Annotated in this window: 13 protein-coding genes; 7 read left to right on the plus strand and 6 right to left on the minus strand. The window is 62.8% G+C overall.

The window, feature by feature from the left end; all coding sequences use genetic code 11:
* Positions 1-77: 77 nt before the first annotated feature.
* The gene (locus tag ACE3PR_RS07325) at positions 78-959 is read right to left on the minus strand and encodes a LysR substrate-binding domain-containing protein (protein WP_374369880.1); all 882 of its coding nucleotides are present in this window, start codon (positions 957-959) and stop codon (positions 78-80) included.
* A 117-nt stretch (positions 960-1,076) separates the two neighbouring features.
* Here ACE3PR_RS07325 and betC point away from each other — a divergent pair, with 117 nt between their 5' ends.
* The gene (gene betC / locus ACE3PR_RS07330; RefSeq protein ID WP_374369883.1) at positions 1,077-2,603 is read left to right on the plus strand and encodes a choline-sulfatase; all 1,527 of its coding nucleotides are present in this window, start codon (positions 1,077-1,079) and stop codon (positions 2,601-2,603) included.
* A gap of 3 nt (positions 2,604-2,606) precedes the next feature.
* Here the strand turns inward: betC and ACE3PR_RS07335 are convergent, their stop codons facing one another.
* Entirely contained in the window at positions 2,607-3,605 is a 999-nt protein-coding gene (locus ACE3PR_RS07335; protein ID WP_374369886.1) for a zinc-dependent alcohol dehydrogenase family protein, read from the minus strand.
* Positions 3,606-3,716: 111 nt separating this feature from the next.
* Here ACE3PR_RS07335 and ACE3PR_RS07340 point away from each other — a divergent pair, with 111 nt between their 5' ends.
* Positions 3,717-4,565: a LysR family transcriptional regulator gene (locus ACE3PR_RS07340; protein WP_374369889.1), complete on the plus strand. Its 849-nt coding sequence runs from the start codon at positions 3,717-3,719 to the stop codon at positions 4,563-4,565.
* Between the two features lie 3 nt (positions 4,566-4,568).
* Here the strand turns inward: ACE3PR_RS07340 and ACE3PR_RS07345 are convergent, their stop codons facing one another.
* Positions 4,569-6,866 carry an Orn/Lys/Arg decarboxylase N-terminal domain-containing protein gene (locus ACE3PR_RS07345; protein WP_374369892.1) on the minus strand — a complete coding sequence of 766 codons (2,298 nt, stop codon included), beginning with the start codon at positions 6,864-6,866 and terminating at the stop codon, positions 4,569-4,571.
* A 229-nt stretch (positions 6,867-7,095) separates the two neighbouring features.
* Between ACE3PR_RS07345 and ACE3PR_RS07350 the strand changes: the two genes are divergently transcribed.
* From ACE3PR_RS07350 to ACE3PR_RS07365, 4 genes are read left to right on the plus strand one after another with little or no spacing between them, the layout of a single operon-like run.
* Positions 7,096-7,401, plus strand: coding sequence for an ArsR/SmtB family transcription factor (locus ACE3PR_RS07350; RefSeq protein ID WP_374369895.1), 306 nt, complete (start codon positions 7,096-7,098; stop codon positions 7,399-7,401).
* A 21-nt stretch (positions 7,402-7,422) separates the two neighbouring features.
* Positions 7,423-7,851 carry a YeeE/YedE family protein gene (locus ACE3PR_RS07355; protein WP_374369898.1) on the plus strand — a complete coding sequence of 143 codons (429 nt, stop codon included), beginning with the start codon at positions 7,423-7,425 and terminating at the stop codon, positions 7,849-7,851.
* A 4-nt stretch (positions 7,852-7,855) separates the two neighbouring features.
* The gene (locus tag ACE3PR_RS07360; protein ID WP_374369901.1) at positions 7,856-8,287 is read left to right on the plus strand and encodes a DUF6691 family protein; all 432 of its coding nucleotides are present in this window, start codon (positions 7,856-7,858) and stop codon (positions 8,285-8,287) included.
* A 16-nt stretch (positions 8,288-8,303) separates the two neighbouring features.
* The gene (locus ACE3PR_RS07365; protein ID WP_374369904.1) at positions 8,304-8,921 is read left to right on the plus strand and encodes a flavin reductase family protein; all 618 of its coding nucleotides are present in this window, start codon (positions 8,304-8,306) and stop codon (positions 8,919-8,921) included.
* Between the two features lie 15 nt (positions 8,922-8,936).
* On the opposite strand, the gene ACE3PR_RS07370 is transcribed toward ACE3PR_RS07365, so the two are convergent.
* Genes ACE3PR_RS07370 through ACE3PR_RS07380 form a run of 3 tightly spaced genes read right to left on the minus strand, consistent with a single transcriptional unit; the run spans position 8,937 to position 12,290 of the window.
* Positions 8,937-9,809, minus strand: a complete 873-nt coding sequence (locus tag ACE3PR_RS07370) for a TIGR01459 family HAD-type hydrolase (protein WP_374369906.1) — start codon at positions 9,807-9,809, stop codon at positions 8,937-8,939.
* Between the two features lie 3 nt (positions 9,810-9,812).
* Entirely contained in the window at positions 9,813-11,159 is a 1,347-nt protein-coding gene (locus ACE3PR_RS07375; RefSeq protein ID WP_374369909.1) for an EAL domain-containing protein, read from the minus strand.
* Between the two features lie 48 nt (positions 11,160-11,207).
* On the minus strand, positions 11,208-12,290 hold the full coding sequence (locus ACE3PR_RS07380; protein ID WP_374369911.1) for a quinone-dependent dihydroorotate dehydrogenase: 1,083 nt from the start codon (positions 12,288-12,290) through the stop codon (positions 11,208-11,210).
* Positions 12,291-12,781: 491 nt separating this feature from the next.
* Between ACE3PR_RS07380 and ACE3PR_RS07385 the strand changes: the two genes are divergently transcribed.
* Positions 12,782-13,498, plus strand: coding sequence for a helix-turn-helix transcriptional regulator (locus ACE3PR_RS07385; RefSeq protein WP_374369914.1), 717 nt, complete (start codon positions 12,782-12,784; stop codon positions 13,496-13,498).
* Positions 13,499-13,541: the final 43 nt, after the last annotated feature.

Genomic DNA, 13,541 nt, shown 5'->3' on the forward strand with positions numbered 1-13,541 from the left:
GAGCACGCCGGGAACAATAGTCTATTAGATTGATAGACTAAATAGCCAAAGACCAAGGAAATGTCAAGCTCGCTGCCTTATTGCGCGGCTTCGGCGAGGAGCCAGTCGCGCAGGATGCGGGCTGGCTGGGAGAGCCTTTCTCCAGCGCGTTCAACAAGATAGAAGTTCTCGGTGCATTTGATCTTGGTAGCGAAGGGGGCGATGAGCCGCCCGTCTGCCAGAGGCGACTCGACCAGAGAGGTACGGCCGATCAAGACGCCGCCGCCGGCCAAAGCCAGGTCGATCGCCAGACTCGCCGTATCGAAGGCGAGGCTGGGTGCCGCCAAAGCGACGCCCGCCCCCTTGCCCCATTCCGGCCAGCCTTCGGCGAAGCCCTCGATATGGATGAGGCGCTGGCCGGCGAGTAACGCTGCCGGATCGCGCGGACGCGCCTCCCCCTCGATCAGTTCGGGCGCGCAGACCGGGAACAGCCGGTCGCGGGTGAGGGGATAGGCGGTAAGGCCGGGCCATGAGCCGATCCCGCATCGGATCTCGAAATCGACATCGGGATCGAGCTCGATCGGGGTCCAGAGCGAAGTCAGCACGCGCACCGGCATTTCTGGGTGACGCGTCAGAAAGGCCGATAAACGCGAGGCAAACCACAGATGCGCAAAACCCGCGGTGACGCGCAGCGCGACCTGGGCCGTATCGCGCCCATGGAACAATTCATCGGTGCCGGCACCCAGGCGGTCGAAGGCATCGCGCACGATGGTAAGGTAGGACAGCCCACGATCGGTGAGGGCGAGGCCCTGTGCGCGGCGCAGGAACAGAGCTTGGCCCAGATATTCTTCAAGCGCCCGCACCTGCTGGCTGATGGCGGCGGCCGTGACGCCCAATTCCGCCCCGGCGCGGGCGAAACCGACATGGCGGGCGGCTGCCTCGAAGCTCCGCAACATCGCCAAGGGGGGCAGGCGCCGCATCCAATCTCCTTCAGGCTTAGTTTTGCTTAGCCTATGAGGTCACAATTTATCGTTTGTCGCGGCGGATGACAAATATAAGACTTGGCCTAGCTCAGCCATACAGCCAGGGGAACAGAGATGGCCAACCGGAAGCCCAATTTCGTCATCTTCATGCTCGATCAATTGGCGCCGCAATTCATGCCGACCTATGGGCATCAGGTGGTAAAGACGCCGCATCTCCAGAAATTCGCAGAAAGTAGTGCTGTCTTCGACGCCGCCTATTGCAACTATCCGCTCTGTGCACCGGCCCGCTATTCCTTCATGTCCGGGCGTCTGCCAACCAAGATCGGCGCCTGGGACAATGCCGCCGAATTCATGGCCGAGATCCCGACCTTCGCGCATCACCTCTCGGCGCTCGGCTACGACACAACGCTCTCCGGCAAGATGCATTTCTGCGGCCCGGACCAGCTCCACGGCTTCCATCGCCGCCTGACCACCGATGTCTATCCCTCCGACTTTGCCTGGGTGCCCAATTGGGATCATCCGGAAATGAAGCTCGACTGGTTCCACAACATGGATGTGGTGCATGAGGCCGGCATCTGCACACGCTCGGCCTATCTCGATTTCGATGACGAGGTCGTGTTCCTGGCCAAGCGTCATCTCTTCGATCTCGCCCGGAGGGGCGATGATCAACCCTTCTGTCTCGTCGTCTCGCTGATCAGCCCGCACGATCCCTATCTCGCGCGCAAGGAGCATTGGGATCTCTACCGGCATGACGATATCGACATGCCGAAACTCAAGGCTGGTTCCGTGCCGCTCAATCCTCACGAGCAGCGCATCTCGAACGGCATCGGCATGCTGGATCCGGCGCCGACCGAAGATGCCATCCGCAATGCACGCCATGCCTATTACGGCACGGTCTCCTATATCGACGAGCGCTTCGCCGAGATGATGCAGGCATTGAAGGAAAGCGGGTTTGCCGACAACACCTACACCATCGTCACCGGCGACCACGGCGACATGCTGGGCGAACGCGGTCTGTGGTTCAAGATGAACTGGTTCGAGAACTCCGCCCGCATCCCGATGATCATCAATGGCCCCGGCGTGAAGGCGGGCCGCGTCAAGGAGGCCGTCTCGCAGATCGACATCCTGCCGACCCTGCTGGACCTCGCGACCGACGGTGCGCCGTTGCATGAGCAGGTCGTGACCGAGGGCCGGTCGATGGTGCCGCATATCACGGGCGGCAAGGGGCATGACGAGGTGATCGGCGAATATATGGGCGAAGGCGCCAAGGCGCCGGGCGTCATGATCCGCCGCGGCAAGTACAAATTCGTGCATTTCCAGTCGGACCCGGACCAGCTCTACGACCTTGAGGCGGATCCCCTGGAGGTGACGAATCTCGCCACAGATCCCGCCCATGCGGCGCAGATCGCGGCCCTGCGTGCCGAGATCGCGAGGAACTGGGATATGGAAGGCATTCGTCAGCAGGTGGTGGCAAGCCAGCGCCGCCGCCGTTACCTGAACGACATTCTGCGGGCGCAGGGTGTCGCCTGGGATTACCAGCCGGTGTTCGATGCCAAGGGCCAGTATATCCGCAACACCGTGCCGATTTTCGAACTGGAAATGCGCTCGCGCTTCCCGGCGGTGAAAAAGGCGGCGGAGTAACGATCAGTCGATCTCGACCACGACCTTGCCGCGCGCCAGGCGGTTGCGGAGCGCCTCATGGGCCGCATCCGCCTGGGCCAAGGTATAGCGCGTGGGATCGAGGCGCGGCATCAGCTGGCCGGCTTCGGCGAGTTTGGTTGCCGCCTCAAGAATCTCGCCGTGATGGGTGCGGCCCTTGCCGGTCAGGAGTGGCAGTAATGTGAAGACGCCGCTATAGCTCGCCGCCCGGAAGGAGAGCGGCGCCAGGGCATGTGTCCCCCAGCCGAGGCAGGAGACGACATGACCTTGATAGGCGCGCACGGCCTGGAAGGATGCGTCAAGCGTCGCCCCGCCCGCCGTGTCATAGACGATGTCGAAGCCCTCGCCCCCGGTGAGGCGGCCGACATATTGGTCGACGCTTTCCGCGCGGTAATCGATCGCGGTCGCACCGAGGCTTTCGATGTAATCCTTCTTGTCGGCGGAATCGGTCGCAAAGACTTTGGCGCCGCGACTGGCAGCCAGTTGCACGGCCATCTGCCCGACGCCGCCGGCGCCGCCATGGACCAGGACCTTGTCGCCGGCTGTGACCGCCGCGCGATCGACCAGGCCTTCCCAGGCGGTGATGAAAACCAGCGGGATCGCGGCCGCTTCGCGCATGGAAAGATTGGCGGGCTTCAGGGCCAGGAGATCGGCATCGACCACCGCGTATTCGGCGAGCGTTCCCTGATGCCCGCCGACACCGCCTGCCATGCCATAGACCTCGTCGCCGATGCGGAAGCGGGTGACACCCGCACCGATCGCCGCGACCGTGCCGGCCAGATCGAGGCCGAGAATCGCCGGCAAAGGATGCCGCGCATGAGCGGCTTCGCCGGCGCGGATCTTGAGGTCCAGCGGATTGACTCCGCTCGCCTGGATGCGCACCAGAACCTCGCCGGGGCCGGGCTGCTTCACGGGCAGATCGACCAGGGTAAAGGGCCGATCGGGCGCTTCGGTGCGCTGGGCGCGCATGGATATGACGGACATTGGACCTCGCTTTCCAGCGGCGCTGTGCCGCTGGGAGAAAGGTGGAGCAGTCATAAAAGAATGGAAACGAAGATTTATTTTTAGTTTCCATGCATTTTTGTATGATGTGGCATGGAATGGGACGATCTCCGCATTTTCCTCGCCATCGCCCGCGCCGGCACCTTGGGGGCCGCGGCCCGGCGCCTGGGCCTTACCCAGCCGACCATGGGCCGGCGGCTGCGTGCCTTGGAACAGGATCTCCGCCAGACTCTTTTCCAGCGCACGGGCGATGGCTTCGTGCTGACCCATGAAGGTGAGGCCCTGCTGGGTCCGGCGGAACGGATGGAAGAGGCGGCGCTGGCGGCGGAACGGGCGCTCGGCGGTGCCGAAACCGGTCACACCGGCCTGCTGCGGATTTCGTCATCGGATTGGTTCGGGACCCATGTGCTGACACCCATCTTCGCTGCTTTCTCCAGCAGCCATCCCGGACTCACGATCGAGCTTGTCACCGATGCGCGGGTCTTCAGCCTGGCACGGCGCGAAGCCGATCTCGCCTTCCGCATCGCACGCTTCGAGGAACCGGAAATCGTGCAGCGGAAAGTGCTGCGCATGGATTATGCCTTGTACGGTGCCGTACCCATGACGCGCGTCGAACTCGGCGACGGCACCGGCGCTGCATTGGTGACGATGGACACGGCCTTCGGCGCTTTGCCCGACATGGCCTGGCTGCAGCAACATCTACCCAGGGCGCGCATCGCCTATCGCAGCAACAACCGCGAGGTGCAGGCACAAGCCTGCCGCGCCGGCGCAGGCCTTGCCGTGTTGCCGCGGCTGCTGGGCGACAACATCGTCGGCCTCCACGTCATCGATCTCGGCGACGTGCCACCCGGCCGCGATGTCTGGGTCGGCTATCATCGCGATCTCAAGCGGCTGACGCGGTTGCGGGCATTGCTGGATTTCACGATCGAGCGATTGACCTGATTCTCACTCGCTCAAGCAATCCACCAGGTAACGCTTCTCGCCGTTCTTGCCGGTCTCGAAGCGGATCCCGTGGATGTCGATCTCGAAGCCGGGGAAGCGGCGGTCGAAATCTCGGGCGAATTTCAGATAGTCGAGAATGGGCTGTGTGCCCTTGCCGTAACGCTCGCCCGGCATGATGAGGGGAATGCCCGGCGGATAGGGGACCAGCATCACCGCGGCGACACGGCCGGCGAGACGGTCGATCTCAACCTTCTCGTATTTCTCGTGCACCAGCCGGTCATAGGCCTCGGCCGGCTTCATCACCGGTTCGGGGAGACCGCTGAACATCGCATTCATCTTGGCGGGGATCTGGTCCTTGCGGTAGCAATCGTGGAGCGCCTGGCAGAGATCCTTGAGGCCCATGCCGCGATAGGCGTCGCCATGTTTCGCCATAATGCTGGGCAATGCGCGCTCCAGCGGTTCATTGGCATCGAAGGCGCGCTTGAAGGTGCGCAGTTCCGTCACCAGCGTGTTCCACTTGCCCTTGGTGATGCCCATGGAGAAGAGCACCAGGAAGGAATAGAGGCCGGTCTTTTCAACCACGATGCCGCGTTCCCACAGGAACTTGCTGACGATGGCGGCCGGCACGCCGAAAGCCGACATCTTGCCGTCGATGGAAAGGCCTGGCGTCTGGATGGTGACCTTGATCGGGTCCAGCGTCACGAAATCCTTGGCGACCGCGCCATAGCCATGCCAGGCGGCACTGGGTTTCAGCGTCCAATCGGCGGCACTCGTGGGCCGGTCGAGATCGATATTGTCCGGCTGCCAGACCGAGAACCACCAATCATTGGCCTTCAATCCCTGCCGCACGGCGGCCATGGCGGCGCGGAAGCCGCGCGCCTCTTCATGGGTCTCTTCGATGAGGGAGCGTCCGGCCGGCCCTTCCATCATGGCGGAGGCGACGTCGCAGGAGGCGATGATGCCATAGGCCGGCGAGGTCGAGGTGTGCATCATGAAGGCTTCGTTGAAGCGCGCCCAGTCGAAGCGGGGCTTCGCGGCATCCTCGACATGGATCATCGAGGCCTGGCTGAAGGCCGCGAGCAGTTTATGCGTCGATTGCGTGGCGACGACGATGGGGTGTCCCGCGCGATTGAAGCCATGGCGCCGCCCCATGCCATGGCGCCCGGCATAGAATTCGTGAAAGGCCGCATAGCCGTACCAGGCTTCGTCGAAATGCAGCACGTCGGTGGCGCCGTTGATCGTCTCCTTGATCATCTCGGCATTGTAGCAAAGCCCGTCATAGGTCGAGTTGGTGACGGTGGCGAGGCGCACGCGGCCTGAATGCTTGCCCTTCACCAGCGGATTGGCGGCGATGCGCTTTTTGATCGCCGCCGGTTCGAATTGGTCGCGGCCGATCGGGCCGATGATGCCCAGCGCATTGCGCTTGGGCTCGAGATAGATCGGCGTCGCCCCCGTCATGATGATCGCGTGCAGCACCGATTTGTGGCAATTGCGGTCGACCAGCACCAGATCATCCTTGCCCACGAATCCCTGCCAGACGATCTTGTTGGCGGTCGAGGTGCCGTTGGTGACGAAGAAGGAATGATCGGCGCCGAAATTCCGCGCCGCGCGTGCCTCGGCTTCCTGGACCGGGCCGATATGATCGAGGAGCGAGCCCAGTTCCGGGACCGAGATCGAGAGATCGGCGCGGAGCGTGTTCTCGCCGAAAAAATCATGGAAGGCGCGACCGACTGGACTTTTCTTCAAGGCGACGCCGCCGGCATGGCCGGGCGTGTGCCAGGAATAATTCGAGCGCGAGGCGTGGCGCACGAGAGCGCCGAAAAAGGGCGGCAGCAGACCCTGCAGATAGGATTCGGCCACACGCTCGATCTGGCGCGCGATGAAGGGGACCGTGTCCTCGAACAGATAGATCACCTGGCGGATCTCGCCCAGCAGATCGCTGCGGCGATCGGCATTGCGGGTCTTCGCCTTCTTGCCCGGCGTCAGCGCGACGCGGTCGGTCTCGGCCAAGGCGATGATCGGCAGATTGGGTGCGCGCAGACGGATGGCGGCGATGAGGTCGTGCATCTCCTTGCGCGCCGAGTCGTCATTGGTCAAAGCCGCCTCGCCGAACAGCACGGCCGAGAGGCCGCGATGGGTGGCGGCGACGATGCCCGCATCGGCATAATCGGTGGTGGTGATGGTGGCAAAACCATCTGTTTCCAATTGCCGCGCGATCTCGCCCAACCGTCTTCCGGCGGCATTGGTGGTGCCGAATTGCCGGTGCACGATCAGGATCGGGAAATTGAGGTGCTGGACCATCTGGGGGCTCGCGCGGGTGAAAGGGAATTGGACTTCAGTGTCGCCCGAAGCCCTGCCCGGTGGGAACTGGCAGAGCGCAAGGGCGGGGTGCCTCTCTGCCCGCCAAATGCCGGTCCGACTGGCGCTTTGCTGCGATTATCCAGGAAGGCTTGACAAAATCGATAATATTCATATATTCGAATTTATGAATATAAAAGCGAAAAGTGCCCCGCAACCCCCCGTCGAGGACTTGCTCGCCAAGGCCGAGCAGGCGGCTGCTTTCCTGCGCTCGCTTGCCCATGAGCATCGCCTGGCGATTCTTTGTGCGCTCGAGGAGCGCCCGCGCGCTGTGGGCGAGCTGGCCTCGCTCCTGGGATTGGCGCAGCCCAAGGTCTCGCAGCATCTCGCCATCCTGAAAGGCCAGGGCATGGTAGCCGCCACCCGGCGCGGTACCAGCATCGAATATCGGGCCAATAGCGCGGCGGCCCGCAATATCGTCGCGGCTTTGCAGGCCGAATTCTGTCCCCCCGGCGGTGCCGAGAGCCGCCGTCGCTAGAGATCAACCGGAGTATTCGTCATGGATTGGAACGCTTTCGACCCGCAGCGTGCGCTTATCGGCGGGATTCTAATCGGCCTCGCCGCGGTGATGCTGATGATCCGCCTTGGCCGCATCGCCGGTGTGAGCGGCATCCTCGCCAATGCGGCGACGCAATCCGGCGAGGAACGCAACTGGCGCCTCGCCTTCCTGATCGGCATCGTCCTTGGCGCCTATGCCATGGCGGAATCGATCGGCGGCTTCATGCCGATATTCGCGGGCGGCTGGCCACTCCTCATCCTGGGCGGTCTGCTGGTCGGTTATGGCACGCGGATGGGCTCGGGCTGCACCAGCGGCCATGGCATTTGCGGCCTGGCGCGTTTTTCCAAACGCTCGCTCGCGGCGACGCTCACTTTCATGGCGAGTGCCATCGTCACCGTCTTTGTCGTCCGTCACCTGATCGGAGCTTGAGATCATGCTGCGCCTTATCTCCGCCCTCATTGCCGGTCTCGTCTTCGGCGCCGGTCTTGTCCTCTCCGGCATGGCGAATCCGCAAAAGGTTCTCGCCTTCCTGGATCTCGCTGCCATCGCCAGCGGCGGTTGGGACCCCAGCCTCGCTCTGGTCATGGCGGGCGGCCTTCTTGTCGCGGTGCCGGGCTTTGCCTATGCACGGCGCCTCGAAAAACCGGCGCTCGCCGAAACATTCGCCTGGCCCCAAGCGCAGGCGATCGACCGGCCGCTCATTCTGGGCAGCCTCCTCTTCGGCATCGGCTGGGGCCTTGCCGGCATCTGCCCCGGTCCCGCTCTTGCCATCCTGGGCCTTGGCGGCTATCAGGCCTGGATCTTTTTCGCAGCGCTCCTGGGCGGCATGATGATCCATCACATCCTCGGGCGCCGCGCTGCCTGATCCGGAGTTCCCCTTCATGTTCTATGAACCGCGCCTTCAAAATAGCGGCCTAACCATCGATCCCTTGAAGGCCCTGGTGGTGCCGCGGCCGATCGGCTGGATTTCCAGCGTCGATCTCGAGGGGCGCGTCAATCTGGCCCCCTTCAGCTTTTTCAACATGGTGGCGGATTCGCCACCGATCGTCCTCTTTGCACCCTCAGGCCGGAAGGCAAATGGCGAGATCAAGGATTCACGCCGCAATGTCGAGGCCAGCGGCGCCTTCGTCGTCAATATGGCGACCTGGGATCTCCGGGAACAGATGAACGCCACATCCGGGCAGTTCCCAGCGGGTGTCAACGAGGCGGACGTAGCGGGGCTCGAGATGGTGCCATCGCGCATCGTCAACGCACCACGCGTTGCTGCTTCGCCGGTCGCCCTGGAATGCCGCTATCTCCAGACCGTGTCGCTGCCCACCCTCGATCCCGATCAGCCCAATGACGTCATCTTCGGCGATGTGGTGGGTGTCCATATCGACGAGAAGCTGATCACGCCCGAAGGCCGCGTTGACATCACCATCGCCAAACCCCTGGCCCGCCTCGGCTACTCGCTCTACACGGCGGTCACGGAAACCTTCGCGATGCGACGGCCCCAGTAACCAAAGGATGGCTGATTACCAGGCGAGATAAGGGAGCGCGTAGCTCGGGCGCGGCCCTTGCGCGCTCAAATGATCCAACACCTCGCGGTCGATCCGGCCCTCGCGCAAAAGATCGCCTTGATGGATGCCGCCGGCGATGAAGAGCGATTTGGCACCGATCCCGGCGGCACCCGCCACATCCGTCCGCAAGGCATCGCCCACGCCGATGACACGGGTTACGTCCTTGATCGCGAAATCGGCGATGACGCGGCGATAGATGCCGGGATAGGGCTTCCCTTCGATCAGCACATCGCCGCCGAGGCGTTGATATTCATCGGCGATGGCACCGGCGCAGATTTCGGCGATGCCGCCGCGATGCACCATCAGATCCGGATTGGCACAGATCAGCGTCAGGCCGCGCGCCAGCGCCTTTTTCAGCACGGGATCAAAATCCATCACCGTCACATGCTCGTTCTCGACCCCGATCGCCAGGATGAAATCGGCATCCGCGATGTCTTCTGTCGGGGTGACATCCAGCCCGTCGAAGAAGCTGCGGTCGTGATCGGCAACGATGGCATAGGCGCGCCGGCCCAATTTTCCATAGGCGGGATCGTATCTGGTCGAAAGATGCTGCCAGATCATTTCGCCCGAGGTGTAGATGCCGGCATATAGATCGTCGGTGATGCCGAGCTGGCGCAAACGCGGCCTGATGATTTCGGTGCGGCGCGGCGCGTTCGAAACCAGCGCCACGGGAATGCCTTTGGCCTTTAACTGATGCAAGGTATTGAGGGCGGCGGGATAGACATTGATGCCGTCATGCATGCAACCCCACAGGTCCATGATGACAAGGTCGATGGTGTCACTGATGGCACCGAGGCCATCCAGATAGGCGATCGCTGAAAGAGACATGGTTTATTGTGTCACGTTGCTGCCGGAGCGCGCGAGGCGCGGCTCGCCGAAAAGATAGCCTTGGCCGAAATCGAGATGAAGGTCGAGAAGTTCAAGAAGCATCGGCTCGGATTCGATGTGATCGGCGATGAGGTCGATGGCGAAGGAATCGAGCATGCGCTTGAAATCCTGCGGATCCTCGCCGAGCGCACCAGCCCGCGCTGCCGCGATCAGGCGTTCGGCTTCGATCTTCATATAACGGAAATGGCGACTGGAAAGAACCGCCGGGTTGATGTCGAAATGCGTCACCTGGTCCAGGCTGAAGCGATAGCCGAGCTGCGCCAGCCGTTCGAAATCGCCCAGCAGCGCATCGTCGGCGGATTCCATCGCGCGTTGCGAAAACTCGAACACGATGGCCGGGGCGAGCTCCGCGTTCTGTGCCATCAGATTGATGAACTCGCGGAAGAACTCGCGGTCCGCCAGGGTGTAATGCGAGATGTTGAGGAAGAAGCCGACGCTGGTATTCGATTTCCGGATCCGGCGCAGGGTCTGAATGCAGCGGAACAGCAGCATGTTGTCGATCGCGGTCACCAGGCCATGACGTTCGGCAAGCTCGATGTATTGATCGGGGATCATCACGCGGCCATCGGCCAGACGGATGCGCGAAAAGCATTCGAAATAGCGCCGCTTTCTCTGCGGGAGGCTGACGATCGGCTGCAAGGCGAGCTCGACACCGTTTTCGCGCAATCCATCGCGCAACACGTCCAGCACTTCCGCTTCGTCGAGATCATAGGCCACCGGCGGCATGGGCAGGCTCGCCTGGCTCCCGGCGGCGGGTGGCGGGCTTTGTAGCGGCTGGCGCAAGGGCTGATCGAGCGGGATCGCACTGGGTGTATCCTCGCCAGGCTTCGTCACGACCAGGGTCGGCGCGGCTGCCGCTTTGGCAGGCGCCGGCGGGCGCTGCGCGGCCTTGCCCGGCGCCGATATGGCGCGCGCCGAATAAAGCTGTTCGATCAGTTTCTGCAGGACTTTCACCTCGGCGACCACATCGCCCACATCCTGCTGCGGCGTATTCGCGAGATTGGCGAGGCTTGCCCGCAATTGCAGCATGTCATCCTCGAGCCTGCGCTGATCGCGGAGAATGGATTCGACCTGACGTGCGAGCTCGGCGAAGTTGCGCGCCTGCGCCTGGTTGCGGCGGCTGCTGAGGGCCGATTGATGCAGCAATCCACCCACCAGGAACACGAAGCCACCGGCGATGGCGCCCAGGATCGGCGAGACCATCGGCATGAATTCCGGCAACCAGATGGCCAAGGCCACCGCCGCCAGGACATAGATCATGAAAAGCAGGAAATGCGCCCGTGGATTCATGGCAATAGCACTACCCGTTGGTTGCTCGCATGGCCAATGAAAAAGTCATCATGAGCGATGATCCGCCCCCACCGCTTCGCCGATGCTTTTGAATCCGTCCCGGGCCAGCAGGGCCGGCAGTTCCGCGACAATGCGCGCCGGCAGGCCAGGCCCTTCATAGACCAATGCCGAATAGAGCTGCACCAGGCTGGCGCCGGCACGGATCTTGGCATAGGCGTCGGCCGCCGAGGCGATCCCGCCCACGCCAATGAGTGGCAGCCTGCCCTCGATCAGACGATACATGTCGCGCAGCAAGGCGGTCGACATGGCAAAGAGGGGCGCTCCGGAGAGGCCGCCGGCTTCCCCGGCGAATGCGGGCGCCAGATGAGCGGGGCGCGAAATCGTCGTGTTGCTGATGATGAGGCCGTCGAGGCCATGCGTGAGCGCCACCTCGGCGATGTCGACGCGATCCTCGGCGGTGAGGTCTGGTGCGATCTTGAGAAGAAGCGGTGGCTGCGTTTTCGATATGTCGGCCGCGAGGGCGTCGCGTGCCACCCGCACCCGATCGACGAGGGCCGCCAAAGGTGCCTTGCCCTGGAGCGCGCGCAGACCCGGCGTGTTGGGCGAGGAGACGTTGATCACCAGATAATCAGCGAGCGGCCCAAGGGTCGCGACGCCCAATTCGTAATCGGCGGCTGCGTCCTCGGTCTCCTTGTTCTTGCCGAGATTGATGCCGAGGATGCCGGCCTTGCGGTCGCGCGCTCGCAAGCGTTCGGCGACGCGCGCCATGCCGTCATTGTTGAAGCCCATGCGGTTGATCACGGCGCGGTCGTGGATCAGGCGGAAGAGACGCGGTCGCGGATTGCCGGCTTGCGGGCGCGGTGTCACGCTGCCGATCTCGACGAAGCCGAAACCCAGACCGAACGCGCCGCGATAGGCCTCGGCATTCTTGTCGAAACCCGCGGCAAGGCCCAGCGGATTGGGAAAGCTGCGGCCCCAGAGGATCTGGCGCAGCATGACATCCTCGGCCGATGATCCCGCCTGCGCGGGTGTCGCGGCGAGGGCGCGCACGGCCAGGCGATGTGCATTTTCGGCATCGAGCTGAAAGAGCAGCGGCCGCAGGAATGGGTAGAGCCAGGCGGGAAAGGTCATGAGGATCGAGGATGCCGGTCGGAGAGGCGCCTAAGGTCGCACAGCCCGCGGCGGCGAACCAGCCCGCAGGCGGCGCGGCCATCGCGGCGGCGTTTTGAAGAAAGCTTTTGCACTTTATCCAGTCCATTCGGGTGTCGTTATGTATCTCGACCCGGTCCAATCTTGATTTGTTGGCAAACGAACAATATTGCAGGTCCCGGTTTGGTAGATTTAGTACAGGATTTCGGCATTTATTCTCATCAGAAATGAGAACTATTTACAACCAATTATCTCTAAATCGGATGTTCTTTCTGCGCGTAACCTGCGCTAAAATGACTTCTGTCTTCACTAGGAATGCGGATCGCTTCGGGGGGAGCGTCGCAATCGGTGAGGGGGATGAGGTCCCGAATTCGGGGTCTGATCTCGGAGCAGGGAGTATCAACTAGAATCGCTCGATACTGGGGCTGCGGAAAGCGAGTCGTATTCTGACGTAACAGTTAGGAGACGCGATCGTGTCAGTTCCCATGTTGCAGCACGCCGATGTATGGCGCGGTATCGACAGACTCGCCGCCAAACACGGTCTTTCTGCCTCTGGTCTTGCGCGTCGGGCCGGGCTTGACCCCACCGCCTTCAATCCGTCGAAGCGCATCACGCGTGAAGGGCGGCCGCGTTGGCCGAGTACCGAATCATTGTCGAAGATCCTCGCCGTCACCGGCGAGCCCTTTCTCGATTTTGTGCTGCTTACGGGCGCGCATAGTGGCGAAGCGCTGGGCAATGGCCATGGTCCCGCGGGGTTCGACCAGCCGGTCGCCGGCGGTCGTCTGGTCATGCGTTCCGGCCAGGCACGGACCGTTCCGGTCCTGCCGCTCGAGCGGTTGACCAGCGGCGACTTCTTCAGCAATGCCGGTCAGCCGACCGGAACCGGCTGGGGTCATCTCGATTTCGAGGGCAGTGTCGGTCGTGATGCTTTCGGCATCGAAATCAGCGGTGGCGAATTCGATCCCATCTACCGCGATGGTGATACCGTCATCGCCAGCTGCGGGGTAGAAATCCGCCGCGGCGACCGCGTGGTTCTGGGTCTTGCCAATGGCGGCACGCTGATCCGACGCGTCGTGCGCCATGATGCCGACGGCTATTACACCGAGACGATCAAGCATTCCGGGCAGCCTCAATTCCTGCCTCAGGACCAAGTTCGGTTCGCCGCCCGCATTCTCTGGGTCACCCAGTAAGGCCCTCTGCAGCGGGCCTAGCCCGACTGTCCCGTAGCGGGAT

The organism is Dongia sp., assembly GCF_041909655.1.
GTDB lineage: Bacteria > Pseudomonadota > Alphaproteobacteria > Dongiales > Dongiaceae > Dongia.

What these genes read in the sequence shown, in the direction of transcription:
- ACE3PR_RS07355 (WP_374369898.1), top strand. Translation starts at nt 7,423, where the DNA reads ATGGATTGGAACGCTTTCGACCCGCAGCGTGCGCTTATCGGCGGGATT.
- ACE3PR_RS07335 (WP_374369886.1), bottom strand. Translation starts at nt 3,605, where the DNA reads ATGTCCGTCATATCCATGCGCGCCCAGCGCACCGAAGCGCCCGATCGG.
- ACE3PR_RS07360 (WP_374369901.1), top strand. Translation starts at nt 7,856, where the DNA reads ATGCTGCGCCTTATCTCCGCCCTCATTGCCGGTCTCGTCTTCGGCGCC.
- ACE3PR_RS07345 (WP_374369892.1), bottom strand. Translation starts at nt 6,866, where the DNA reads ATGGTCCAGCACCTCAATTTCCCGATCCTGATCGTGCACCGGCAATTC.
- ACE3PR_RS07365 (WP_374369904.1), top strand. Translation starts at nt 8,304, where the DNA reads ATGTTCTATGAACCGCGCCTTCAAAATAGCGGCCTAACCATCGATCCC.
- ACE3PR_RS07375 (WP_374369909.1), bottom strand. Translation starts at nt 11,159, where the DNA reads ATGAATCCACGGGCGCATTTCCTGCTTTTCATGATCTATGTCCTGGCG.
- ACE3PR_RS07370 (WP_374369906.1), bottom strand. Translation starts at nt 9,809, where the DNA reads ATGTCTCTTTCAGCGATCGCCTATCTGGATGGCCTCGGTGCCATCAGT.
- ACE3PR_RS07380 (WP_374369911.1), bottom strand. Translation starts at nt 12,290, where the DNA reads ATGACCTTTCCCGCCTGGCTCTACCCATTCCTGCGGCCGCTGCTCTTT.
- betC (WP_374369883.1), top strand. Translation starts at nt 1,077, where the DNA reads ATGGCCAACCGGAAGCCCAATTTCGTCATCTTCATGCTCGATCAATTG.
- ACE3PR_RS07340 (WP_374369889.1), top strand. Translation starts at nt 3,717, where the DNA reads ATGGAATGGGACGATCTCCGCATTTTCCTCGCCATCGCCCGCGCCGGC.
- ACE3PR_RS07325 (WP_374369880.1), bottom strand. Translation starts at nt 959, where the DNA reads ATGCGGCGCCTGCCCCCCTTGGCGATGTTGCGGAGCTTCGAGGCAGCC.